Source organism: Stenotrophomonas sp. 22385 (genome assembly GCF_052045085.1).
In the GTDB taxonomy this organism is placed as follows: Bacteria; Pseudomonadota; Gammaproteobacteria; order Xanthomonadales; family Xanthomonadaceae; genus Stenotrophomonas.
Window position 1 is genome coordinate 90,419 of the sequence record NZ_JBQEOG010000002.1, and the last position, 22,190, is coordinate 112,608.

Annotated in this window: 23 protein-coding genes; 13 read left to right on the forward strand and 10 right to left on the reverse strand. The window is 66.3% G+C overall.

Features of this window, described 5'->3' with window-relative positions; all coding sequences use genetic code 11:
- Positions 1–97: 97 nt before the first annotated feature.
- Both ACTJI4_RS04860 and ACTJI4_RS04865 read right to left on the reverse strand, forming a co-directional pair.
- Positions 98–1,660, reverse strand: coding sequence for an ankyrin repeat domain-containing protein (locus ACTJI4_RS04860; RefSeq protein WP_440868687.1), 1,563 nt, complete (start codon positions 1,658–1,660; stop codon positions 98–100).
- Positions 1,657–2,052 (reverse strand): BlaI/MecI/CopY family transcriptional regulator, encoded by a 396-nt coding sequence (locus tag ACTJI4_RS04865; protein ID WP_440868688.1) that lies wholly within the window; start codon positions 2,050–2,052, stop codon positions 1,657–1,659. Before ACTJI4_RS04865 ends, ACTJI4_RS04860 begins: the two co-directional genes overlap by 4 nt.
- A 208-nt stretch (positions 2,053–2,260) precedes the next feature.
- Between ACTJI4_RS04865 and ACTJI4_RS04870 the strand changes: the two genes are divergently transcribed.
- Together ACTJI4_RS04870 and ACTJI4_RS04875 are read left to right on the forward strand one after the other, a co-directional pair.
- A complete protein-coding gene (locus ACTJI4_RS04870; RefSeq protein ID WP_440868689.1) occupies positions 2,261–3,073 on the forward strand; it encodes an alpha/beta fold hydrolase in 813 nt (270 codons plus the stop codon).
- Between the two features lie 57 nt (positions 3,074–3,130).
- A complete protein-coding gene (locus tag ACTJI4_RS04875; protein WP_392919695.1) occupies positions 3,131–3,307 on the forward strand; it encodes a hypothetical protein in 177 nt (58 codons plus the stop codon).
- A gap of 50 nt (positions 3,308–3,357) precedes the next feature.
- Here the strand turns inward: ACTJI4_RS04875 and ACTJI4_RS04880 are convergent, their stop codons facing one another.
- Positions 3,358–4,284, reverse strand: coding sequence for a GAF domain-containing protein (locus tag ACTJI4_RS04880; protein ID WP_440868690.1), 927 nt, complete (start codon positions 4,282–4,284; stop codon positions 3,358–3,360).
- 116 nt (positions 4,285–4,400) lie between these two features.
- Positions 4,401–5,243: a class I SAM-dependent methyltransferase gene (locus tag ACTJI4_RS04885; protein WP_440868691.1), complete on the reverse strand. Its 843-nt coding sequence runs from the start codon at positions 5,241–5,243 to the stop codon at positions 4,401–4,403.
- 109 nt (positions 5,244–5,352) lie between these two features.
- On the opposite strand from ACTJI4_RS04885, the gene ACTJI4_RS04890 reads away from it, so the two are divergent.
- The 3 genes from ACTJI4_RS04890 to ACTJI4_RS04900 all read left to right on the forward strand — a co-directional run bounded on the left by ACTJI4_RS04890 (position 5,353) and on the right by ACTJI4_RS04900 (position 7,971).
- Entirely contained in the window at positions 5,353–6,174 is an 822-nt protein-coding gene (locus ACTJI4_RS04890; RefSeq protein WP_440868692.1) for a hypothetical protein, read from the forward strand.
- Between the two features lie 97 nt (positions 6,175–6,271).
- Entirely contained in the window at positions 6,272–6,757 is a 486-nt protein-coding gene (locus ACTJI4_RS04895; RefSeq protein ID WP_440868693.1) for an REP-associated tyrosine transposase, read from the forward strand.
- A gap of 509 nt (positions 6,758–7,266) precedes the next feature.
- Entirely contained in the window at positions 7,267–7,971 is a 705-nt protein-coding gene (locus ACTJI4_RS04900; RefSeq protein ID WP_392919683.1) for a hypothetical protein, read from the forward strand.
- A gap of 55 nt (positions 7,972–8,026) precedes the next feature.
- Here ACTJI4_RS04900 and ACTJI4_RS04905 read toward each other — a convergent pair whose 3' ends face one another.
- Positions 8,027–8,452 (reverse strand): hypothetical protein, encoded by a 426-nt coding sequence (locus ACTJI4_RS04905; protein ID WP_392919680.1) that lies wholly within the window; start codon positions 8,450–8,452, stop codon positions 8,027–8,029.
- Between the two features lie 111 nt (positions 8,453–8,563).
- Between ACTJI4_RS04905 and ACTJI4_RS04910 the strand changes: the two genes are divergently transcribed.
- Entirely contained in the window at positions 8,564–8,899 is a 336-nt protein-coding gene (locus ACTJI4_RS04910; protein WP_440868694.1) for a hypothetical protein, read from the forward strand.
- Positions 8,900–9,184: 285 nt separating this feature from the next.
- Positions 9,185–10,144: a hypothetical protein gene (locus tag ACTJI4_RS04915; protein WP_440868695.1), complete on the forward strand. Its 960-nt coding sequence runs from the start codon at positions 9,185–9,187 to the stop codon at positions 10,142–10,144.
- A gap of 26 nt (positions 10,145–10,170) precedes the next feature.
- Here the strand turns inward: ACTJI4_RS04915 and ACTJI4_RS04920 are convergent, their stop codons facing one another.
- The gene (locus ACTJI4_RS04920; RefSeq protein WP_392919671.1) at positions 10,171–10,542 is read right to left on the reverse strand and encodes a MerC family mercury resistance protein; all 372 of its coding nucleotides are present in this window, start codon (positions 10,540–10,542) and stop codon (positions 10,171–10,173) included.
- A 70-nt stretch (positions 10,543–10,612) separates the two neighbouring features.
- Here ACTJI4_RS04920 and ACTJI4_RS04925 point away from each other — a divergent pair, with 70 nt between their 5' ends.
- On the forward strand, positions 10,613–11,944 hold the full coding sequence (locus ACTJI4_RS04925) for a GTP-binding protein (RefSeq protein WP_440868696.1): 1,332 nt from the start codon (positions 10,613–10,615) through the stop codon (positions 11,942–11,944).
- A 9-nt stretch (positions 11,945–11,953) separates the two neighbouring features.
- Here the strand turns inward: ACTJI4_RS04925 and ACTJI4_RS04930 are convergent, their stop codons facing one another.
- Both ACTJI4_RS04930 and ACTJI4_RS04935 read right to left on the reverse strand, forming a co-directional pair.
- A complete protein-coding gene (locus tag ACTJI4_RS04930) occupies positions 11,954–13,564 on the reverse strand; it encodes an ABC-F family ATP-binding cassette domain-containing protein (RefSeq protein ID WP_440868697.1) in 1,611 nt (536 codons plus the stop codon).
- A gap of 166 nt (positions 13,565–13,730) precedes the next feature.
- Positions 13,731–15,332 (reverse strand): EAL domain-containing protein, encoded by a 1,602-nt coding sequence (locus ACTJI4_RS04935; protein ID WP_392919662.1) that lies wholly within the window; start codon positions 15,330–15,332, stop codon positions 13,731–13,733.
- 222 nt (positions 15,333–15,554) lie between these two features.
- Between ACTJI4_RS04935 and ACTJI4_RS04940 the strand changes: the two genes are divergently transcribed.
- Positions 15,555–16,328: a lytic transglycosylase domain-containing protein gene (locus tag ACTJI4_RS04940; protein ID WP_440868698.1), complete on the forward strand. Its 774-nt coding sequence runs from the start codon at positions 15,555–15,557 to the stop codon at positions 16,326–16,328.
- Between the two features lie 15 nt (positions 16,329–16,343).
- On the opposite strand, the gene ACTJI4_RS04945 is transcribed toward ACTJI4_RS04940, so the two are convergent.
- Complete coding sequence (locus tag ACTJI4_RS04945; protein ID WP_440868699.1) at positions 16,344–17,861, reverse strand: hypothetical protein; 1,518 nt, start codon at positions 17,859–17,861, stop codon at positions 16,344–16,346.
- A 143-nt stretch (positions 17,862–18,004) separates the two neighbouring features.
- Here ACTJI4_RS04945 and ACTJI4_RS04950 point away from each other — a divergent pair, with 143 nt between their 5' ends.
- Positions 18,005–20,089: an NHL repeat-containing protein gene (locus tag ACTJI4_RS04950; protein ID WP_440868700.1), complete on the forward strand. Its 2,085-nt coding sequence runs from the start codon at positions 18,005–18,007 to the stop codon at positions 20,087–20,089.
- Positions 20,090–20,201: 112 nt separating this feature from the next.
- On the opposite strand, the gene ACTJI4_RS04955 is transcribed toward ACTJI4_RS04950, so the two are convergent.
- Entirely contained in the window at positions 20,202–20,576 is a 375-nt protein-coding gene (locus ACTJI4_RS04955; RefSeq protein WP_440868701.1) for a YciI family protein, read from the reverse strand.
- A 212-nt stretch (positions 20,577–20,788) separates the two neighbouring features.
- On the opposite strand from ACTJI4_RS04955, the gene ACTJI4_RS04960 reads away from it, so the two are divergent.
- From ACTJI4_RS04960 to ACTJI4_RS04970, 3 genes are all read left to right on the forward strand, one after another.
- Positions 20,789–21,208 (forward strand): YciI family protein, encoded by a 420-nt coding sequence (locus ACTJI4_RS04960; RefSeq protein WP_440868702.1) that lies wholly within the window; start codon positions 20,789–20,791, stop codon positions 21,206–21,208.
- A 29-nt stretch (positions 21,209–21,237) separates the two neighbouring features.
- Positions 21,238–21,660, forward strand: a complete 423-nt coding sequence (locus tag ACTJI4_RS04965; protein WP_440868703.1) for a VOC family protein — start codon at positions 21,238–21,240, stop codon at positions 21,658–21,660.
- Positions 21,661–21,727: 67 nt separating this feature from the next.
- Positions 21,728–22,135, forward strand: coding sequence for a VOC family protein (locus ACTJI4_RS04970; RefSeq protein WP_440868704.1), 408 nt, complete (start codon positions 21,728–21,730; stop codon positions 22,133–22,135).
- The last annotated feature ends 55 nt before the right edge of the window (positions 22,136–22,190 follow it).

The following is a 22,190-nucleotide window of genomic DNA, read 5'->3' on the forward strand; positions in this document are numbered from 1 at the left end:
GGTTGGATCGGGGGCAGCAGTGAGCCAACGGTGGCCGTGGTTGGCCACCGGGTGGGTGTGATGCAGGAGGGCGCGCTGTGCGCCGGTGGAATGTAGCTTAGCGGCGGGCGGTGACCGCGCCGCGTTGCACGAGGTAATCGCGCACGCGCGGGTTGCGCGCCTGGTTGAGCGGGGAGCGCCACTGGCCGGCATCGGCCACCACGCCCAGGTTGACGTCAGCGCCGTGGTCGATGAGGAAGGCCACGGTATTGACGTCCCCGGAGCGGGCGGCGTTGATCAGCGGGGTTTCATCGAAGGGCACGATGCGGTTGACGTCGGCACCGGCAGCCACGAGGCGTTCCACCACCGGCAGATGACCCCGGCGCGCGGCGGCGATGAGCGGGTTGCCGTCGCCGATGGCGTGCAGGTTGGGCTGGGCGCCCAGCGCGAGCAACGCGTCGACGGCGCCAAGCTGGCCGTTGCGTGCGGCGGTGATCAGGGCGGTGCCTTCGCCACCCACCGGGGTATCTACGGCGACGCCTGCGTTGATCAACTGCTGCACCTGTGCCACATCGCCTTCAGCTGCGGCGTCGATCAGACGCCGTTCCTGCGGCGACACGCTGTGCTCGGGTTCGTCATCCATGATCCGCATCGGCGCGGTGCCCAATCGCGGGGTGGCGGCGACGGTGACGCTGATGTGCGCTGCAAGGGCGAGCACGCACAGCGCGCTCCACAGCAGTCGGGTGGCCCAGGCGGTGCGGGCGGTGTCCAGGCGCAGCAGGCTGTCGATGCGTTGGGACAGGCCACTGCGGCTGCCGGACATGGCAACGGCCAGCGGTGCGTTGCCACGCGTGTTGCGGAGCAGGCCGTTGATGCCGGTGAGCAGCGAGTTGGCGTAGCCGCTGCCGCTGCCGCTGAGTGCGGCGGCGCGGGTGTCGCAGGCGATTTCGCGGGCCAGGTCCACGCGCTTGCCGAGCAGGTGCAGGAACGGGTTCCACCAATAGATGGCGAGCAGCACGCGTTGGGCGGCTGCTACCCACAGGTCATTGCGCTGGATGTGGGCGGCTTCGTGGAGCAGCAGGTCGCGCAGAGCGATGGGGGACAGCGTGCCGGCGAGATGCGTTGGCACCAGGATGCGCGGGGAGACCAGGCCTACGACCATGGGGCCGGAGGCGGTGTCGGAGAGGGCGACGGTGGCATGGTAGGGCAGGTCGCGGCCAAGCAGGGCGTTGAGGTGCGGGGCGCGGTGGGAGCTGCGGTGCAGGCGGGCCGCTTGGCCGATGCCGCGCAGGAGTTGCAGCAGGGCGTAGGTGGTGCCGAGGAGCCAGAGCAGGGCGGTTGCGTTCAAGGCAACTGCGGTGGGCGAAGGGAACGAATGTTGTTGCGTTTCCGTGGGCCGACCAACGGTCGGCGCTACCCGGGCGTCGGGCGATGTCAGGGCCGATGCGGCGGCCGTCGCCGTTGCCGTGGTTGCCTGACGCCCCGGCGTTGCTGAGGGCAGCAGGACCAACATCGGGGAGATCGCGGCCAGTGCGAAGGCAGCGCAGAGCAGCCAGGAGCGGGCTTCGGCGCTGAGGCGGCTGCGGGCGAGCACCAGTGTGGCCAGCGCGAACAGCAGGGCGCTGTGCCAGAGATGCTGCACGGCGAAGGTGGCGAGGACTTGGGTCCAGTGCACGGTCATTTCGGCTTCCCCGGTTTGGCGGCGTCGTCCACGCGCTTCTGCAGCGCCTGCAGTTCGTCCATGTCCATGTCGTGTTCTTCGATCAGGTGCTGGGCCAGCACGCTGGGTGAATCGTTGAAGAACGATTTGAGCAGGTTTTCCAGCGCCTGCTTGCGCGCCTCGCTCCGGCTGATGGCGGCGCTGTAGATGAAGGCGCGGCCTTCGGCGCGATGGTGCACCAGGCCCTTCTTGTCCAGCACTTTGAACATGGTGAGGACGGTGGTGTAGGCCACCGGTTTTTTCTTCGACAACTCGTCGGCCACCTCACGCACGGAGGCTTCCTTCTTCTTCCACAAGACCTCGAGGATGCGGCGCTCGGAATCGGTGAGCGTCGGCGAAGGGGGGCGGGCCATGGGCTGTCTACTGGTTTATTAGTTGATGGCTTGCATCCTGCTCCCGGCGGGCGTGAAGTGTCAACTATGTAATTAGTAATGGGCGGGTGGTGCAGGACGGCCCCGGTGCATGTGCAGGCCATGTCATCGCAGTGGCGGAATTGTTCACGGGCACGGTGCGGAAGTTTCTCTATGGTCATCCTTCATTCGCGCTACAAAGGTACTTACGATGACTGCACCCCGCGTTCGCCTGCACGTTGAAGATTCCGGTGGTACCGGCCGCCCTGTTGTGCTCATCCATGGCTGGCCGTTGTCGGCCGAATCGTGGGAGGCGCAGGTGCCTGTGCTGAAGGCCGCTGGTTATCGGGTAGTTGCCTATGATCGCCGCGGTTTTGGGCGTTCGGACAAGCCTGCCGATGGCTATGAGTACGACACGCTGGCCGATGATCTGGCCGGTGTGATCAACGACCTGGACCTGCGCGATGCCACGCTGGTGGGCTTCTCGATGGGAGGTGGCGAGGTGGCGCGTTACATCGCCCGGCACGGCGAGGAGCGGCTGCATAGCGTGGTGTTTGCGGCGGCCGTTCCGCCTTATCTGCTCAAGACCGCTGATAACCCCGAGGGGCCGCTTACCGAAGAGAAAGCCGAACAGATGCGGTTGGGGCTGGAGAACCACCGCGATACGTTCTTCGATGGGTTCACCAAGGACTTCTTCAGCGCCAAGGGTGTGTTGAAGGTCAGTGAAAAGCAGCGGCAGGAGGCGATTGCGCTGTGTGAGCAGTCCGACCAGACCGCTGCGCTGGGGTGCATGAAGGCGTTTGGGACTACCGATTTCCGCGAGGATCTGAAGAAGGTGACTGTGCCTACGCTGGTGCTGCATGGTGATAGCGATGGGACGGTGCCGTTCGAAGGTTCGGGAAAGCGGACGCATGCTGCCATTGCCGGTAGTACGGTGGTGGTGCTTGAGGATGCGCCGCATGGGTGTAATGCGAGTCATCCTGAGCAGTTCAATGCGGCGTTGGTGGAGTTCCTGGCGCGGTAAGATTTCGGCTTCGATCAGCCACGCAGGGCGTGGCTCCACGCGTCTATGGGAATTGCCGTGAAGAAGAGCACGACGCCGCCTTGGAAGAAGCCCAGTCCGAAGAAGGCCGGAAAAGGGCAGCCGCTGTCCGCGTCGCAGAAGGATGCGGCGCGGCAGCGGGCCGAAGAGAATGGGCGCGCCTATCCCAATCTGGTCGATAACATGTGGGCAGCAAAGCTGCCTCGGGGCGACTGATTCATCGAACGATGCGGTGGCGATCCACCGCATCGCGCTTGGTATGCCGGTCAGCGCAGGGCGTCTTTCGCTTCGCTCAGTGCCTGGTCGGCACGCATGAAGACCGCAGTGTTGGATTCGGCCGTGGTGGTTGAGGCTGCGCCGCGCAGCAGGGTAGCGCCGGCGTTTTCCTGGAGATTGCGGGCGACCTGGTTGAACCTTGCCAGCGTGTCGCCGGGCTCGCTGGTGCCGAGCACGGCAATGAACTCACCGCTGCCGGTGACACGGTTGATGCTGTCGCCGCGGGCAGTGTCCACGCACTGTTCCAGCGCATGGTCCAGCTGCTGCAGCTGGCGTTCCAGCATGCGCTCACCGAGACGCTGGGCCAGCTCGGACAGGTTCTGCAGTTCCAGAATGACCACGGTGTAGGCACCTGCAGCGTCTGGGGCACTAGCGGCTTCTTCCGCTACGCCATGGTCCAGGATGGCTGCCACCTGCTGCTCGCGTTCGCGGCTGCGGCCTTCCATCAGGGTCATGGTCAGGCGGGCCAGCGCCTGCAGGGCCTCGCGCTGGGTCGCGTTGAGCTCGCGCGGGTTGAGGTCCACCACGCACACGCTGCCTACGGCGGCGCCGCTTTCGGTCACCAGGGGCATGCCAGCGTAGAAGCGGGCGCCGAGGTCCTTGAGCATGGGGTTGTCGGCGAAGCGGGCGTCCTGCGAGAGGTCACCCACTTCCATCAGTTGCGTGGGCTGGCGGATGGCGTGGTCGCACACGGCCACGTTGCGCTCGGTCTGGATGCCTTCCAGCCCGGTGCGGGCCTTGAACCACTGGCGGTCGCGGTCGATCAGGGTCACCAGCGCCATTGGCGTGCCGCAGACGGCGGCGGCGACTTTGACGATGTCGTCATAGGCGGGTTCGGGCAGGCTGCCGACGATGTGCAGTGCATCGAGCGCACGCTGGCGTTCGGCTTCGTCGACAGTGGCGGTGCTCTGGGTCATGCAGTTACCTGTGGCGCGTGGAACCAGACAATAGCGTAGGCCAGCCGCAGCGGCGCTGGGTTAAGCCGGGGTGGACGCGGGTCGAACGGTTCACCCACGCGTGCGGTGGGTGCGTTTCAGCGCTTGACCGCGAGCACGCCATCCAGCGCCAGTTCGGCCTTGAAGCCGGCCTTCTCCAGTCGCTTGGCCACTTCACGCGGCACGTCGCGGCCACTGGTGAGCTTGTTGGGTGCGCCGGTGTAATGGAACATGCGCCCGCCCTTGCGGATCACCCGCGCCAGCTGGTCGTAGAACACCTGCGAGTACAGCTCGCCGGCGATGCCGAAGCGCGGCGGGTCATGCAGGATGGCATCCACCGAGCTGCTTTCCAGCGCCTCAATGGCCTGCGACACATCGCCCTGGGTGAGCGAGAGCCGGCCGCCGCTGCTGGGCGCATCCGGGTCGGGCGACCACGGGTTGAGCGTCCGCAGCCACAGCACATCGGGGTTCTTCTCGAACGATTGGATGCGGGTGACCCCGGCTTCCAGGCAGCAGGCGGCGAAGTAGCCCAGCCCGCCGCAGGTATCGAGCACCGTTTTGCCGGCCGGGGCAACCAGTGCCACCTTGCGGCGCGCATCCTCGTAGGGTGACACCTGCGCGCTGGGCAGCATCTTGATGCCGTCGATCTCGAAGGTGGGCGCGTCCCACTCGGTGGGCACCAGCTTGATCAGCGCCGAGCCGAACCGCGATACCGCCAGGAACTCCTCGCCATCCCAGTAGTACAGGGTGCGGTCCTTGGTCTTGCCCGGGTAGGCATAGGTTTCGCCCTTCCACTGCCAGGTTTCCGCGCCCAGCGTGGCCGTGCCGGTGGAGCGTGCCAGATCGAGCGAGCCGGTCCACTCGGTGGCGCCGGCATCACGGGCGCGGACCAGGGTTTCGGCAAGGAGGCGGGTGAGCAGGGGGCCGGTGTAGTGCGTCACGGGATCAGGGCGGACCGCGCTGCGGGGCAGCCGGCCGACGGGCAGGAAGGGGTGGGCATCGTAACCGAGATGGCCGCCGGGCTGGTTCACGCAGGTCTAGAATGCGGCCATGACTCCCTCGATCCGTACCACGTTGCGCCTGTTTGCCGGCAGTCCCGCGTTGCTGCTGGTGGCGTGCGCCGTGCCGGGCGGTGGGTCGCCACCGGTTGCGATAGACAACGTGCGCTCGGTGGAGATCCAGTACCAGTACAGCGGCTGGAGCCGTGCCGACGAAGTCCACCGGCTGCAGCGCAGTGGGAGCCAACGTGCGTTTACCCGTACCTCGAAGGTGGAAACGGCCGAAGGCGTGCAGACCACTCAGGCTACGGTCCCGGCGCAGCGGGTGGGCGAGCTCGTGTGGGCGCTGTCGGCGCGTCCTTGGCCGCGCGAGCGGGCGGTGCAGGTAGTGGCACGCCGGGTGCCGGCGGCGTGGATGATGGAGAACGCGTTGATCTCCGCACGCGGTAACGTGCCCGGCTGTGACACGGAAGAGGAGATCCGCAACCGCATGTTTCCGCATCTGAGTGGTGCTGCGTTGCGTACCCAGTTGGATGCTTACTACCGGGGGATGCCGTGGACAGACGATTACCCCGGGATGCGGGTGGTGATCTCGTTCCGCCATGGGCCTGACCGGGTGATCTCCTCGAAATCGCAGGCGCTGCTCATGCTGCCATGGACGCTGGGTGAGCTGCCTGTGCCGGGACCCGCGAACGCGGGCCCGCACAGCTGGTCGGTGCCTGTCAGTGACGCGCTGCGCCGGCTGCTGCCGAGCACCTCGCAGGCTGCCCAGCGGTTGGCGATGGACGCCGACATCCATCTTGCGTCGATGGTGGCTGCTGCGGCGGAGCAGGAATGTGTGAAGGAGCTGGCTGGCGCGCGCGCTGCGCCCTGAGCATGCCCCAGCCTGACGCCTGGTCAGGTGTCACGCCGACACGGCCGCACGCACTGCCCTGATCGTTCGCATCCGCGCAGATTTGCACACTGCGCGCATGGCTACTGAACACCTCTCCTGGCAACCCGGCAGCGCGTACTTCTTCAGCGCGCATCTTCGTGATCGCTACAGTCGCCTGCTGGTGGAGCACGCGCAGGTACTGGGGCTGGCATTCCGGGTAGCGCAGCAGGCGCGGCCGTTCCGGATCAATGCCATCGTGGTGCTGCCCGATCATCTGCATGGGGTATGGACCTTGCCGGATGGGGACGAAGACGGCCACCGGCGATGGCTGCAGATCCAGGCAGTGTTCGACCGCCAGCTTCCGGGCCACCCACCCCGCGCTATGGTGCGCCGTGACCGCACGGTTCGTCCGCTCTGGCACACCGACTTCCGCGAACGTCGTCTGCTCGACGCTGAGGACGTGCAGCGCCACATCGCCTACGTGCACAGCTATCCCGTGCAGCACGGGTTCGTGCGCGAGGCCTGCCAGTGGCCCTACAGCTCCATCCACCGCCGCTGCGCCAGGGAGGGCGGGCCATGCTGAAGTACGGGCGGGCCGTGCCGTGCGGCGTGCGTTGGATGGTGGGAGGCCGACTCGGATGGCTGGCGCGTCCTGTGCGCTGGGATTCGCGCCGCCGTATGCCGCTACCGGGTGTGGCCGTGCAGCGAGGGCGTACGTGGCGTTGGCCTGCTGCGCCCGTGCAGGCAGGCTCCACTGCCAGCGCGGGCCGGCCGTACAGGGGAGCGGGAGCACGGCGGCACATGCGCCGCTACGTGCGGAAGTCACACCGGGGTTTGGTGCGGTGGGGATCCGCACCGACGAGGAAACCCCGGCGGCAACTGCATATCCGTGGTTCGCCGCAGGGCTGCGCCGCCAGCAATGCCGCCCCCCCTCGTAGCAATTGGCACCTCGTGATCCGATATGTAGCTTGAATCGTGAGTTGGAGTTTAATCGGAAACTTCGATGCCCAATGCATCAATAGCCGCGCAGTGGCACAAAAGCTGTTGAGGAGGAGCGGGAGAATAGGTCGTCAACTTTCAAGAGGGTTCTCCATGAAGAACTTGAGTCTTGCACTCCTGGCGCTGGCCAGCTGTGCTGCATCAGCCGCAGCAGCGACAAATAATCAGGGTTACTCCGATCACGTGGAGTTTGACAGAGCAGGTTTCCCCGTAACGGTCCGTACGAGTGAAGCGCCTGACCTGAAGGGGGGCAAGATGCGAATCGAGCAGCGCCTTGATGCCATCGATGCAGAGTCGTTCGTCTACGACTATCATTCGCAAAGCGCGGAAACCAAAAAATATCACCGCGAGTTTTGTGCGGAGCGCGGCATGGAACCAGCGATGGATGGCGATTCTGTACTTTCCAATGCTGTCAGTGGTTGGGTTTGTCGTAAGGACATGACAGTGCCTTCGGGCCAGGAGCATGAAGCCGGCAGCACCAGCAGCCTTGAGTCGTCGAAGGCAGTTGATTACGTCGTTGTGAGAGCGCCGTCCGGCACAGTCAGAGTTGGTGACAACTTTTATGCAGAAGGTCAGGCCAGGGCGCAGAGTAGCCGAGCGGGTGCGCTCAATACGACCGTCGTCGTCGACAATCGTTGTCGACACAATCGAGTGGAGCACCATGGGGGACCGTTCTCCACCCAGTTCTTCATTGGGGTGAACTGTATTATCGACCAAGCCCGCTCTGTACCAACGCGCATGGAAGCCTGCATTCCAGATCAATGCGGACAAGCGTCAGGCTCGGTGACGGCGCGATAGAGCCTGAATGGGCCGGTGGTTGTGTGCATTGTACTAGCCACCGTGCCTTATCGATTCAGGAGCACTGGACTGGGAACACCGGGCCAGCACCGATCAGGACCAGCGCCATGTAGTCGCTGTCCTTGTCCTTGCCCTTGAGGGTGGCGCCTGGGTTGAAGTGGAAGATGCCGAAGCCGCCGGTGGGGCGCACCAGCGCCTTGTCGATCTGGTCGGCGTCATCCTTGAAGAAGCGGGCGATATCGGCGCGCGAGGAGAGCTGCAGCGGCGTGGTGTCGCGCTGCCATTGCTCGTCGCGGTTGAAGGAGACGAAGTACTGCCCCTGCTGCTGTTCGATGCGGAATTCGGCCGGCTTGCGGGGGTGGGTGGCGAAGCAGCCCAGCAGCGGGTCGGAAGAGAACACACCGGCGGTGTTGTCATGGTTGCGGCAGGCTGAGAGCAGCAACAGGCTGGGCAGCAGAAGCAGGAATGGCAAAGAGCGCATGGCGGATCCCCCCCAGGGACAGGTTTGCCGGCATCGTGAGCCTTTGCCTGCGCAGGCGGTGTGTACGCGCTGCGTTGGGTGTACGGTTGGGGAGACCTACGGAGCAAGTCCATGCCACAACCCACTTCCCCATCGCTGCACAACCGTGTCGATTCCCCTGGTGCAGGCCGACGGTGGCCGCTGCTTGGCACCGCCAGCTGGCTGGTTGCGCCCGCGATCCTCGCGGCGGCCTATGCGGTAGCGCAGGCAGCACCGGAGATGGGGCGGCTGCTGGTCGGAAGTGCCGGGGTGGCGGTGGGTGTGCTGGCGTCGTCGGTACTGGGCCTGCTGCTGACCATCGGCTCGCGCGTACGCCGCGAGCGCTGGCCATGGGTGGGCATTGTAGGCGCGGTCATCAGCGCGCTGCCGCTGCTGTTGTTCCTCGCAGGAATGTTGTTCCGGCTGTAATCTCGGCTTCGCCACGTAGGGCCACGCCTTGCGTGGCTGGATTGTTCGCAGGCCAAGGGTGCCCGACGGTCCAGCCAGGCAAGGACGTAGCTCTACCAAGTAGAGGAGACACCTTACTCATGCGACGATTTCTCTTGATTGAACCGGTCAATCAATCGTTCACCAGCGATTGAAAACTGGATATTTGTAAGTGGTCTTAGGAGATCCAGAGCACAGACCTGGCGATCGAGCCACGCGAATCTAGCGACTCCTATCGCTACAGATTGTCTTTCTATGAAGAAACGCATGTACTTGATGATCGCATTGGTCGTCCCGTTCTCTCTGCACGCGATGGATCAGCCCAAGTTTCAGGACAGAATGGAGTTCGACGCCTCCGGAGGCCGGGTCATTGTGCGAAGTGCACTCTGGCCTGATTCGAAACAGAGCATGGTGGGAATCGAACAGCGCCTCCAGGTCAACGCTGATGGAAACCTTCGATACGAGTTCGAAGAGCAGGATGAAAGGACGAAGGCCTACCATCGGGCGTACTGCGCAGCTTCTGGTCTTTACCCGTTCGTTGATGGCGAAGTCATCTTTACCCCCGAAGCCGCCGGGTGGCACTGCAGCAAAGACCAGCTGCACGGTACTGGAGCACCACTCCCCGCGGAACCTTCCAGCGGCGCAATACTGGCTGACAGAGTTGAGAGGGGCAGATTTGGCAACGAACTGGTAGTGAGAACAAGTGCGCTCGATGACTTGCGCGGTGGGGTAATACACGTTGAACAGCGACTAGAACGCGTCGGTACCGCCAACTATAGATACAGGTACGAAGACCAGAGTGAGGGAACCAGAAAGTATCACTGGGCGTACTGTGAGGCATTGGGAATGGAACCGGACCAGGAAGGTGAAACCACCTTTGAAGGCGCGTCCAGTGCATGGGTATGCGGACAGACGACCGGGGAGAAGGCGCTGGACGCCGTGATTGCTACTGCACCGTCCGGGTCAGTTCCCTCAGGGACGAATTTCGCCGCCCACGGCCATGTAAAGTTTCGGAGCAGTCAGGCGGGAGCTGCCAGGGCGTTCATGGTGGTCGACAACCGCTGTCGTGTTGACTGGGTCCGCAACTTTGGCAGTGCCTTCAGCGACCAACGTTTCATGGGCGTAGCCTGCCTCGCACACGATTCCCGATTTCTTGCGACACGCCTCGATGCCTGTGTCCCCAGGGTGTGCGGGTATGACACAGGCACCATAGCAGTGCGCCCCTAGTGTTAAGCGTGGCCCGCTCGTATCGCTCAATGACGGTGGCGGCGCCAGGCGTTCCAGATGTGGGTGGTGGCGAGGAGCAGGCTGCCGGCTACCGTCATGGGGGTTTCGGCATCGTGGCTCGGCCAGCCTGCTGCACCTGCCAATAGCAGCAGGAGGCCTGCCGCTGCGGTCACGCCGGCCACGGCCGGCAGCGGCTGCTGGCGGTGGGCGCGCCATAGCGCGAAGCCGGTGGTCGGGGCGGCGATGGCCACGAACACGATGTGTATCCACTCCGCTTCGGCCCATACCCCCATCAGCGGCAGGGCGGCGGCGAGCAGCGGCAGGGCCAGGCAGTGCAGCAGGCACAGGCTGGAAAGGGCGATGGCGCTGGCGTCGAGCAGGGCGTTGGTGGTCTTCATGGGGGGAAGGGGTCTGGAACGGCGGATGTTATATAGTAACATTTAAGTCCACTTCCACGCTTTCGCCACCATGACCGCCTCTGCCACCTCTTTCGACTCCCGCCTGCCGGTTACAGTGCTGTCCGGTTTCCTTGGCGCGGGCAAGACCACCCTGCTCAACCAGCTGCTGCGCAACCGCGAGGGGCTGCGGGTGGCGGTGATCGTCAACGACATGAGCGAAATCAACATCGATGCGCAGCTGGTGCGCGGCGGCGGGGCGGCACTGAGCCGCACCGAGGAAACCCTGGTGGAGTTCAGCAATGGCTGCATCTGCTGCACGCTGCGCGATGACCTGCTGCAGGAGGTGAAGCGGCTGGCGTCCGAAGGGCGCTACGACTACCTGCTGATCGAATCGACCGGCATCGCCGAGCCGTTGCCGGTGGCCGCCACGTTCTCTGTGCGCGATGACGCCGGGTTCTGCCTCAACGACATCGCGCGGCTGGATACGCTGGTGACGGTTGTGGATGGGCAGAACTTCCTGCGGGATTTCAGCAGCAACGCGCTGCTGGCCGACCGAGGCCAGCAGGCCGGGGCGGACGACACGCGCGGGGTGGTGGACCTGCTGGCCGAGCAGATCGAGTTCGCCAACGTGATCGTGGTGAGCAAGGCCGATCTGGTGGACGATGACCTGCTGCAGCAGACGCTGGCGGTGCTGCGCGCGATGAACCGCGATGCGCGGCTGCTGCTGTCGCGCAACGGTGATGTACCCGCGCATGAGCTGTTGGATACGCGCCGCTTTGATTTCGTGCGCGCGCAGCTGGCGCCGGGTTGGATGCAGGCGCTGCGCGGCGAGCACACGCCGGAAACCGAGGAGTACGGCATCACCAGCTTCGTGTATCGCGCGCGCAGGCCTTTCCATCCGCAGCGGTTTGCGCACCTGCTGGAGCACGGGTTGGGCAGCGTGATCCGCAGCAAGGGCTTCTTCTGGCTGGCCAACCGCATGGACTGGGTGGGCGAGCTGTCCAGCGTGGGTGCGGCCACGCGCACCCAGGCGGCAGGTTTCTGGTACGCGGCGCGGGAGCGGGTAGAGGCCGGGCTGGAAGACACGGTGCCGTTGTTGCCGCCGCCACGCGTGCCGTACACCGATGTGGGCTGGGTACGGCAGCAGGCCGGGTGCTGGACCGCGCCCCTGCCCGGCGTGCATGAGGTCGCCGATGCCGGCGAGTACCAGGCCATGCGCCGGATCTGGCACCCGTGGTGGGGCGATCGCCGCCAGGAGCTGGCGGTGATCGGCGTGGGGCTGGATGAGCAGGCGGTGCGTGCCGAGTTGGATGCGTGCCTGCTGGATGACGGCGAGATGCAGGCAGGCCCGATGTTGTGGCAGCTGTTGCCGGAGGCATTTCCCGCTTGGGCGCGTGCTTGAGGTACGCGACTACAGCAGCTGCAACTGCCACCCCTCCTCGCCGGCATCCAGATGATGGGTCAGCTGTACCGCATCCAGCAGTGCCTGGTCGTGCGAGACGACCACCACGCTGCCGCGGTACTGGTTGAGCATCTGTTCCAGCGCGGCCAGCGAAGCCAGGTCCAGGTGGTTGCCGGGCTCGTCGAGCAGCAGTAGCTGCGGCGGGACGTCCGCATACAGCACGGCGGCAAGCGCGGCCTTGACCCGTTCGCCACCGCTCAGGCTGGCCAACGGGCGCAGGCTGCGCTCGGCATCCAGGCCAAGCAGGGTCAGCTGGGTGCGCAGGGTGCCCTCGCTGGCCATCGGGTTCGCGCGCTGCAACAGCTGCAGCGCGGACTCCTGCGCGGGCAGCGAGCACAGGGTCTGGTCAAGCAGGGCGACGCTTGCCGCGCGCTTGACCTGCCCACGGAGCGGCGGCACTTCACCGGCCAGCACGCGAAGCAAGGTGGACTTGCCACTGCCGTTACGGCCACGCACGCCGATGCGGTCGCCGCGCTGGAGGTGCAGGGTGATGTGCTGCCAGGGCGCCTGCACCCACGGCAGGTGCACGTTGCCAAGCGTGGCGACCTGCTGCGGACCGGGCGCGGCCAGGCTGGGCCCGAGCATCGCAATCGGGGTGGCCTCCTCCAGCCCCGCTGCCGCCTCCCGTACCCGGCTGTCCGCCGCCGCGCGCCGTTCAAGCTGCTGCGTCTGCAGCCGGCCGGCGCTGTTTTCGGCGCGGTTCTTCATGCCGCCTAGCAGGATCGGTGCCTGGTTGGCGGCGCGGGCATCGCGCTGGGCGCGTGATTGGCGGTGTGCCTGCCGCTCGCGCTGTTCGCGCACTGCGGCCTGTTCCTGCCGGCGCTCGCGCTTGCGCAGGGCCAGCTCGGCTTCGGCGCTGGCCTGTTCGGCCTGCTTCTGCCCGGCGTACAGGTCGTAGTTGCCGCCGTAGCTGCGCAACCCGCCGGGCGTGAGTTCGACAATGCGCTGCATCTCCCGCAGCAGTGCGCGGTCGTGGCTGATGACGATCAGCCCGCCACGCCACTGCGCCAGCGCCTCGATCAGCCGGGTTCGATGTGTGCTGTCGAGGTGGTTGCTGGGCTCGTCCAGCACCAGTGCATCTGCGTCTGATAGCAGGGCACCGGCCAACGCCACCTGCATGGCCTGCCCGCCGCTGAGGGTGGCGGCCGGTTGCGCGGGATCCAGTGCGGGCAGGCCAAGCCGCTGCCATTGTGCCTGCAACTGCTCGCGCAGGGTCCAGCGTTCGCCCACCACGGCGAAGTCGCGCGGGTCCACGCTGCCGGCTTCGATCCGGTCCAGTGCATCCAACTGCGGCGCCACGCCCGCCAGGTCGGCGATGCGGCCGGGCAGCACGCCACTGTGCTGGGCGAGCAGGTGTACGCGGCCTTGCCGCTGGATGTGCCCGCTGCTGGGCTGCAGCTGCCCGGCCAGCAGGCGGCCGAGCACGCTCTTGCCCACCCCATTGCGACCAACCAGGCCGGTGGGGGTGGTATCGAACGAAGCAGAAAGCTCGGGGAACAGCCCACGCCCATCGGGCAGGGTGAATGTCACGCGGTCGAGCGTGAGGGTGAATGCGGTCATGCGACCTCCAGCAATGCCAAGGACTCCCCCTGCGAACAGGGCGGGAAGGAGACTGGCCGTCAAACGACGGCGGCATTACTGGCGCATGCAGGCACACCTCATTACGGGGACGGCTGAATGCCGTGCGCCCATTATAGGACGGCTTTCCAACCCGCCGATGAATCCGCTAGTCGGTGATGCTGTTGGGGTTCTGCATGTCTTCCGGTGCCTTCCCATACTGCGTACGTCGCTGCTCATGGAAAGCAATGAACTCCGGCCCCGGCAGCGGCCGCGAGAACAGCCAGCCCTGCCCGAATTCCACCTGCCGCGACTGCAGATAGGCGAGCTGGGCGGACGTCTCGATGCCCTCGGCCACGGTGAACAGCCCCAGCGTCTTCGCCATGTCGATGATGTGCGAGGTGACCGGGCTGGTCACGCTGTGGGTGCCGATGGAATCAATGAACGACTTGTCGATCTTCAACGCGTCCAGCGGCAGCTGCTGCAGGTACTGCAGGCTGGAGTAACCCACGCCGAAATCGTCGATGGCCACGCAGTGCCCGGCGCGCCGGGCGGCGGCAAGTGACGTGCGTGCCCCCTGGATATCGAGGAAGCCACGTTCTGTCGCTTCCAGCCAGATCTGCTGCGGGTGGATGCCGCTGCCGACCAGTTTGCTGGACAACACCTTCAGCGCCCGCCCGCTGCTGACATCGCCGGCAGACAGATTGATGGCGATATGCGCACTGCGGTCGTGGATGAGCAGCTCGCGCATGTCGCTGATCACCAGATCCATCACGTGGTCGGTGAGCGCTTCAATCAGGCCGGTTTCTTCGGCAACCGGGATGAACAGATCCGGGCGCACCTGGGTGCCGTCTGCGCGCGACCAGCGCACCAGCGCTTCGGCGCCTACGCAGATGCCGGTGTCCAGTTCGATGATGGGCTGGTAATCCATGCGGAACTCGCGGCGACGCACCGCGCTGGCCAGTTCGTTGCGCAGCGACAGGCGGCGGCGCGAGAGCCAGATGCCGGCCACGGTGGCAAGTACCGCGCCCACCACGCCCAAGGGCACCAGCTGCCAGAACTGCTGCTGGAAGGCGGCCATCAGACCGATGCGCGGGGCGAGGGCGATGGCCAGCCATTCCTGGTCCTGCGCGCTGACAAACAGCGTGCGGGCAGTGTGCCCGTTGTGCGGTTCGCGCAGCAGACGCTGCAGCAGTTCCGGGTCGGCCATCGGTTGCTGGGCGATCAGCCGGCCATCGGGGGTCGCCACGGCCAGCCGCACGTTCGGTTCGGCGATGACGTCCACGAACCGGGACGGGTCCACGAGGATGTCGTGGCGGCCCAGCTGCAGCGAGAGCAGCGACGCGGCACCATCGCCGGCGACCGGCCGCACGCCCAGGGTGATGGAGGCGCCATCCGCAGTGATGTGGTCCGGGGTGGGTTCGGGCACCAGGTCTTCGACCATGCCCCAGGAGGTGCAGCGCAGCCGGCCTTCCTCGAAGTAGCCCACCTGTTCGGCCGAGGTCGTGCCCAGCGCCAGGCTGCGCATCAGCTTCAGATGTTCGGGTGAGCAGCCGGGCAGCTGGGCCTGATTGAGCTTGCGCAGGGCCAGCAGACCGGCCTCGTAGGCGCGGTGGGCACGCTGCAGGGTACGTTCGGCGGTGCGCTCGAGACGGTCGGTTTCGGTCACCTGAGCGCGGCTCCAGCTGATGTAGACCAGCGCGGCCACGGGCAGGAGGGCCCCCAGAAGGGCGGCAAGCGCGATGGCGGCGATGGTGCTGGCGCGCTTCAAGCGGACCTCTCTGCCGGTGGGGCGTGGGTTGAGTCCTATATGACCATCTCGAACGATGGTTTGGAACAGGGCTTCACGTAGATTCCTGTCGGGTTTTCCCCAGTGTCCGTATCAGGCCGCGTGAAGGGGGTGAAGCCGTCGGTGGATTCACCTGCAGTTCGCACCCCGGGCCGGATGATCGCGCCACCCCTCGATCTGGCCGCCCCCGGTGGCCCCGGAGCCATGAAGCCTCTGCTGCCTGCCGTGCTGGCCCTGTTGCCGCTGCTGTTGCCCGGCACGGCGGCCGCGCGCACGGTGTACCGCTGTGTGCAGAACAACACGGTGAGCCTGGCCACGGCGCCCGAACCGGGTTCGAAGTGCAAGGCGCAGCAGATCGACGATAACGCGGTGCAGGCTCCCAACCTGTGGGGCAACATGGGGGTGTTCAGCGGCACCCTGTATGAGCGCGAGCAGGACGGGCAGCTGGTCTACTCCACGCGCAACCTGCCCGGCTCCCGGGTGTTCCTGAAATTCACCGTGGCCACCCCGCCAGGCGAACCGGCGCACGAAGGGCTGGGCAAGGTCGGCGCGCCGCAGCTCAGCCGGCATGCGAAGCAGTTCAAGGCGGCGGCAAAGGCCACCGGGGTGGACGACGCCTGGCTGCGCGCGATTGCCCATGCCGAAAGCGGCTTCGATGCCGGTGCGGTGTCGCCCAAGGGCGCGCAGGGCGTGATGCAGCTGATGCCCGATACCGCCACCGAACTGGGCGTGTCCGATCCGCTGTCCGCCGAGCAGTCGATCAATGGCGGCGCGCGCTACCTGAAGGCGCTGCTGGCGCGCTACAAGGGCGACCGTACGCTGGCGGCGGCCGCCTACAATGCGGGCATCGGTGCGGTGACCCGCTACAAGGGCGTGCCGCCGTACGCCGAAACGCTGGCCTACGTGGAGAAGGTGGGCACGCTGTACGCACGCTACCGCGAGGCGATGGGGTTCAAGGCGGAAACCCCGGCGCGATAGCCGGGGAACCGCACGTCACTCGTTGTAGAGCGGGTAGCTTTCGACCCGGCCGACACGGCGTATCGCCTTCTTGACGTCGGCACGCTGCGCAAACTGTTCCCAGCGTGCATTGGACTCGATATCACCCGGCAACAGCGGCGACATGCGGGTGTCCTGCAGCTCCAGCAGCGCGGTACCGCGTTCCATCGGGTCGTCCAGGCGTGCGGTCAGTGCCGCCACCGCTTCGTCCAGGCGGTTGTCGGCCACCAGCCCGGCCATGTAGTGGGCGGCGTCCGCTTCCCGCGCAGCAAACAGCGCATCGCGCGCTTCCTGCGCAGCGGCTTCATCCTTGAGCTGCAGCGCGGCCAGCAGTTGCACCAGCTGCCGGGCACCTTCGCCGAGCGCGTTGAGGTGCTGCAGGTCCTCGACCTGCTGCCGGGCCATCGACGGGCGGTGCAGGCCGATGTACAGCACGGCCAGGCCCAGTGGCTGGTTGGCAAGGCCGCTCTGCGAGGTCATGCGCACGGCAAGCTGCTGGGTTTCCACCGCATCATCGATCTGGCCCAGCTGCTGCTGCGCACGCGAGCGCAGGTCCAGCAGCCAGCCGATCGACTCCACCTCTTCCGGGGCGGGCACGGTGGTGGCGTTGGGTGCGAAATCGGCCAGCCATTGGGTCATGCCGATCACTTCCTGCGGCTTGCCGGCCACCAGCAGCGAGTAGGCCAGCTCCACGGCCACCTCATCCAGCGCCGGCGCCAGCATGCTCTGCACGCGCAGGCGGTCGATATGCCGTTGCGCCGACGCCACCGGATCGAAGCGGGGATCGGTGCGCGGCAGGTAGCGGTCGAAGCGCTTGTCGCTGCGCAGGGTGATCAATGCCAGCGGCTGGTCGATCCGCTCCAGCGTGGCGCGCACCTTGTCGCGCTGCCCGGCTTCGACCTGCAGCGTGGCCAGGGTGACCCACAGTGCGGCCGGATCGATGTCGTCGTTCTTCCAGTTGCGGTCGAACAGCGCCTGCAGCAGGTCCAGCCGGGTCGCTGGGGTGTCCTTCAGGAGCAGGTCCAGCTGCCAGACCATGTCCTTGTGCAGGTCCGGCACGCCGTCGGTATCGTCGAGCGCACGGATGATATTGCGCGCCGAGGCTTCCACTTCGTTGTCGACCAGCTGGCCGCTGGCCAGCAGCAAGCGTGCGGTGGCGTTGCCCGGATGGATCGACAGTGCGGTGTTCAGACGCTGCGCGGCCAGCGCGTCCTGCCGTTGCAGCCCGGCCACCCTCGCCGCGGCCAGCCACACGTCACTGCGTTGCTCGGCGTCCAGCTGTGCGAGGCGTGGATCGGCAAGCAGGCGTTCGAAAGCGAGGGACGCCCCCAAGCTGTCGCCGCGGTCGCTCTGTTCGCCAGCCGCTGCCACTTCGGCCTGGAAGCCAGCGTCTGCGGCAGGCGCGGTACCGGCAGCGGCATCCACAGTGCCATGCGCGGCCGCGTGTGCGTCGGCCATCGGCAGGGCGAACAGCGACAGCAGCAGGGCAATCAAGGTGCGGGTAGGGCAACTCATGCGGTGGATCCTTCCTTGGCGTAAGCCTCGATTGAAACCGGAACCCGGCATCCACACAAGTCGATCCGGATACACGCAGGGTTTGCAGGCAGGCGGCGAGCGGCTAAGGTCGTGGCCGGAACGGGCAGCAGGCAAGGACAGCGATGACGCGCGCACGATGGGTACTGGTGGCGCTGGTGGGCGTGGCGGTGGCAGCGGCACTGGCGTGGACCTTCGTACGCGAACCGGCCGCACCGGCTCCGCCGCCGGGCCCGGTGGCCACGGTGCTGGGCTGGACCCCGCAGGTCAGCCTGCTGGCCGGTGACGGCGTGGGCGGGCTGCGCGATGGCGCAGCGGCGAAGGCGCGGTTTGCCGATCCCTACGGCGTCGCGGTGGATGTGCACGGCGTGCTGCACGTAGCCGATGCCGGCGACAACAACCGCATCCGCCGCGTGTTTCCCGATGGGCGGGTGGACACGCTGGCCGGGCAGGGCGAGGGCTGGCGCGATGGCCCGGCGCTGCAGGCGCAGTTCAATACACCGTCGGGCATTGCACTGGATGCGGCCGGCAACGTGTTCGTGGCCGACACCGGCAACCATGTAATCCGCCGGATCGGCACCGATGGCGTGGTCAGTACGATTGCCGGTGATGGCACCCCTGGTTACGCCGATGGACCGGCCGCACAGGCGCGCTTTGATGGGCCGATGGGCGTGGCGGTGGATGCCGGTGGCCGGGTGTTCGTGGCCGATACCTGGAACGACCGTATCCGCGTGATCGAGCCAGATGGCCACGTGCGTACGCTGGCCGGCGGTGATGCGCCGGGCAACGTGGACGGTGCAGGGGTGGGCGCGCGGCTGGATACGCCGGTAGCACTGGCGTTGGATTCGCACGGCAACCTGCTGATCGCCGACCTGCTCAACGGCGCGATCCGCCGGCTGGCGCCGAACGGCACGCTGGATACGCTGCTGGCGCGCGGCAGCCTGCTCAACGGACCGCTGGCGCTGGCGGTGACCCACGATGACGTGGTGTACGTGAGCGATGTCGACGGCAAGGTGGTGCAACTGTCGGCGCTGGGCCATGTGGTGGACCTCACCGGTGCGTCGGCGCAGCCGCGCTTCTCGCGGCCGAGCGGGCTGGCGCTGGATGCCGAAGGCGGGCTGTACGTCTCCGATGCGGCGTCGTACCGGGTGCACCGCCTGCGTGCGCTGGCGGCCGGCGCCACGCCGGCGCCGGCATTGATTGGCCCGGCCGCCGATGCCGCGCTGCCCGACACAGGCGGGCGCTGGCCGCTGGCGCCGCAGCTGGGCTGGCATGAGGTGGTGGGCACGCTGGGCGAAGTGCGCGGCAACTTCAGCGGCGAGAGTCGCCACCACCTGCACGACGGCTTCGATATCCGTGGCGATGTGGGGCAGACGGTGCTGGCGATGACCGATGCGAAGGTGAGCAGCCCGTTCCCGAGCTGGTCGGTGGGCGGGCAGGCCGAAGGGCTGTCGCTGGATCGGCTGCGCTACATCCACATGAAGGTGGGCCGCGATGCGCGTGACCGTGCGTTCGACGCGCGCTGGCCGCAGCTGCGCGACCTGGACGGCAAGCTGGAGCGGGTACGCGTTCGCCGGGGAACGCGCTTCAAGGCCGGTGAGCCGCTGGGCAGCATCAACCGCATGGCGCACGTGCACCTGAGCGTCGGCGCCGGTGGCTTCCAGCGCAATGCGGTGGCGCTGGGCTTCGTGGGCTACGCCGACAGCTTCGCGCCACGTATTACAGACGTCGCGGTGCTGGATGACCTTGACCAGCCCATCAAGGCCGGGGCGAACGGGCGTGTGCCGGTTCCGCGCGTGGGGCCCGGCGTACAGATCGTGGTGGAGGCGTGGGACCAGGTGGACAACAACCTGCCGCGGCGGCGCTTGGGGGCGTACCAAGTGGGGTATCAGATCCTGGATGCGGCTGGCACGCCGCTGGCCGGGTACGAGCAGCCGCGCTTCAACATCGTGTTCAACCGCATGCCGCGCGAGGACAGCGCCACGGTAGTGGCGTATGCGCCAGACAGCGGGATCACCGTACACGGCAGTGCGGTGACGCGGTTCCGCTACCTGGTGACCAATACCGTGCGCGACGGGTTGGTGGAAACCGGGCGCTGGCAGCCGGAGGCGTTGCCAGCGGGGGATTACATCATTCGCGGGAGTGCCCGGGATTACAGCGGGAATGAGGCGATTGGGCAGCGCGAGTTGAAGGTTACCGTGTTGCCGTAATTACCAGGCAACAGCGTGGGTTGCACTGGGCGATGCGTTAAAGCGATTGCGCGATGTGCGTGCAGTCGTTTGGGAACCGACCCTACCAGGAGCGCCGTCTACGTGCAGGGCGTCAGGCGCCTACGCGGCGGCGTTCGGCTTCGAAATCGGCTACGGGGCGAACCTCTATGCTGCCGTAACGGGACCACGGGAATGCCTGGGCGATGCGCAGCGCTTCGTCGTGGTCGCGGGCGTTGATGAGGTTGAACCCGGCGAGCAGTTCGCGGGTTTCGGCGAACGGGCCGTCGGTGATGCGGGCATTGGACCCGCGCGTGCGCAGGGTGCGCGCCCGGGCAACCGGCTCCAGCTGTTGCGAAGCGACCAGCGTGCCTTCGGCCTTGAGCTTGTCAGCGTGCTGGATGCAGCCGCGCATCATGGCGTCGTATTCCTCGGCGGGTACGTCCCGGATCAGGGCTTCGTCGATATAGATCAGCAGCAGGAATTGCATGGCCGGCGCACCGCGGGGCAGGGGATGCCCATGATGCCCCAGCCTGCGCTGCAGGCCTGTTGCAGTGCAGCGGCCGGGGCCTGTTCATGGCCGTGGCCGTCACCTTCTGGCGGCATCGGAATTTTTTTTGGCAGGCATGTCGATTTCCGTTCCACTGGGGCGTCGTAACCAGTGAAGGGCCCGCCAACCGGGCCGACAACGAGGACAAGCCGATGAAAGTCATGGTGATCGTGAAGGCGACCGAGGCGACCGAAGCCGGGGTGCTGCCCACCGAGGAACACTTCAAGGCGATGGGCGCCTTCAACGAGGAACTGGTCAATGCCGGCATCATGCTGGCCGGCGACGGCCTGCGCCCCAGTCGCCACGGCCGCCGGGTGGCCTATACCGGCGCGGCGCCGCAGGTGATCGATGGGCCATTCGCCGAAACCCGCGAGCTGGTGGCCGGGTTCTGGCTGTGGCAGGTGCGCTCGGTGGATGAAGCCACCGAATGGCTCAAACGCGCCCCGTTCCTGCCCGGCGACGTGGTGGAGATCCGCCCGTTCTACACCGAGGAAGATTTTGGCGAGGTTTTCACCCCGGAATTACGTGCGCAGGAACAGCGTCTGCGCGAGCGGATCGGCCAGGCCGACTGACCCACCCCCGTGCTTTTCAGGAGATTCCCATGAAACTGATTCCCTTCCTTGGCTTCAGCGGCCAGACCCACGAAGCCATGGCTTTCTATGCCCAGGTGCTGGGTGGCAAGGTCACCTCGGAAACGAAATACAGCGACATGCCGCCCAGCGACATGGAAGGCTGCGGCGACAACGCCGGCCCGGCCGATCCGAACCTGATCGCGCACAGCCAGCTGGAAGTGGGCAGCGCGATTCTGATGGCCGCTGACGGCCCGTCGTCCTCGAATGGGGGCGGCACTACGATCAACATCGAAGTTGAGACCGAGCAAGAAGCCGAGCGTGTGTTCGAGGCGCTGGCCGAAGGCGGGACGGTAACGTTTCCCATCGGGGAAACGTTCTGGGCCAGGCGCTGGGGCATGTTGGTGGACCGCTACGGCAAGCCGTGGATGGTCAACTGCATGAAAGCGTATTGATCCTGCCCCCACCCGATAGCGCCGGCCGTTGGCCGGCAGAACGCCAAACGATTGCAAGGACCCTGCAATGACCGATACACCCCAGATGATTTTCGTGAACCTGCCTGTCCGTGACCTGGAAAAGAGCAAGGCGTTCTTCACCGCGCTCGGCTTCACGCCCAACCTGACCTACACCGACGACAAGGCCGCCTCCTTCAACATCAGCGACACCATCATGCTGATGCTGCTGGTGGAGCCGTTCTTCGCCACCTTCATCAATCGACCCATCGCCGATGCCCGCAAGCAGGCGCAGGTGATCCTCGCGTTGTCGTCGCCCAGCCGCCCGGCCGTGGATGCCACCCTGGAAAAGGTACTGGCCGCCGGCGGCAGCGAACCGACCCCGGCGCGCGATTACGGCTTCATGTACCAGCGCAGCTTCGAGGACCTGGATGGCCACCTGTGGGAAGTGGCATACATGGATGGCGAACCCGGCTGATGCCCGCTGCCGCGCCGCCGCTTGTGCGGCGCGGTAACCGATGCTCTCATTCGCC

Excerpts from the sequence above, each read along its gene's own strand:
- ACTJI4_RS04870 (WP_440868689.1), top strand. The coding sequence starts at position 2,261 with ATGACTGCACCCCGCGTTCGCCTGCACGTTGAAGATTCCGGTGGTACC.
- ACTJI4_RS04930 (WP_440868697.1), bottom strand. The coding sequence starts at position 13,564 with ATGACCGCATTCACCCTCACGCTCGACCGCGTGACATTCACCCTGCCC.
- ACTJI4_RS04955 (WP_440868701.1), bottom strand. The coding sequence starts at position 20,576 with ATGCAATTCCTGCTGCTGATCTATATCGACGAAGCCCTGATCCGGGAC.
- ACTJI4_RS04940 (WP_440868698.1), top strand. The coding sequence starts at position 15,555 with ATGAAGCCTCTGCTGCCTGCCGTGCTGGCCCTGTTGCCGCTGCTGTTG.
- ACTJI4_RS04905 (WP_392919680.1), bottom strand. The coding sequence starts at position 8,452 with ATGCGCTCTTTGCCATTCCTGCTTCTGCTGCCCAGCCTGTTGCTGCTC.
- ACTJI4_RS04865 (WP_440868688.1), bottom strand. The coding sequence starts at position 2,052 with ATGGCCCGCCCCCCTTCGCCGACGCTCACCGATTCCGAGCGCCGCATC.
- ACTJI4_RS04915 (WP_440868695.1), top strand. The coding sequence starts at position 9,185 with ATGTACTTGATGATCGCATTGGTCGTCCCGTTCTCTCTGCACGCGATG.
- ACTJI4_RS04910 (WP_440868694.1), top strand. The coding sequence starts at position 8,564 with ATGCCACAACCCACTTCCCCATCGCTGCACAACCGTGTCGATTCCCCT.
- ACTJI4_RS04880 (WP_440868690.1), bottom strand. The coding sequence starts at position 4,284 with ATGACCCAGAGCACCGCCACTGTCGACGAAGCCGAACGCCAGCGTGCG.
- ACTJI4_RS04945 (WP_440868699.1), bottom strand. The coding sequence starts at position 17,861 with ATGAGTTGCCCTACCCGCACCTTGATTGCCCTGCTGCTGTCGCTGTTC.
- ACTJI4_RS04890 (WP_440868692.1), top strand. The coding sequence starts at position 5,353 with ATGACTCCCTCGATCCGTACCACGTTGCGCCTGTTTGCCGGCAGTCCC.
- ACTJI4_RS04965 (WP_440868703.1), top strand. The coding sequence starts at position 21,238 with ATGAAACTGATTCCCTTCCTTGGCTTCAGCGGCCAGACCCACGAAGCC.
- ACTJI4_RS04950 (WP_440868700.1), top strand. The coding sequence starts at position 18,005 with ATGACGCGCGCACGATGGGTACTGGTGGCGCTGGTGGGCGTGGCGGTG.
- ACTJI4_RS04895 (WP_440868693.1), top strand. The coding sequence starts at position 6,272 with ATGGCTACTGAACACCTCTCCTGGCAACCCGGCAGCGCGTACTTCTTC.
- ACTJI4_RS04860 (WP_440868687.1), bottom strand. The coding sequence starts at position 1,660 with ATGACCGTGCACTGGACCCAAGTCCTCGCCACCTTCGCCGTGCAGCAT.
- ACTJI4_RS04925 (WP_440868696.1), top strand. The coding sequence starts at position 10,613 with ATGACCGCCTCTGCCACCTCTTTCGACTCCCGCCTGCCGGTTACAGTG.
- ACTJI4_RS04970 (WP_440868704.1), top strand. The coding sequence starts at position 21,728 with ATGACCGATACACCCCAGATGATTTTCGTGAACCTGCCTGTCCGTGAC.
- ACTJI4_RS04900 (WP_392919683.1), top strand. The coding sequence starts at position 7,267 with ATGAAGAACTTGAGTCTTGCACTCCTGGCGCTGGCCAGCTGTGCTGCA.
- ACTJI4_RS04920 (WP_392919671.1), bottom strand. The coding sequence starts at position 10,542 with ATGAAGACCACCAACGCCCTGCTCGACGCCAGCGCCATCGCCCTTTCC.
- ACTJI4_RS04960 (WP_440868702.1), top strand. The coding sequence starts at position 20,789 with ATGAAAGTCATGGTGATCGTGAAGGCGACCGAGGCGACCGAAGCCGGG.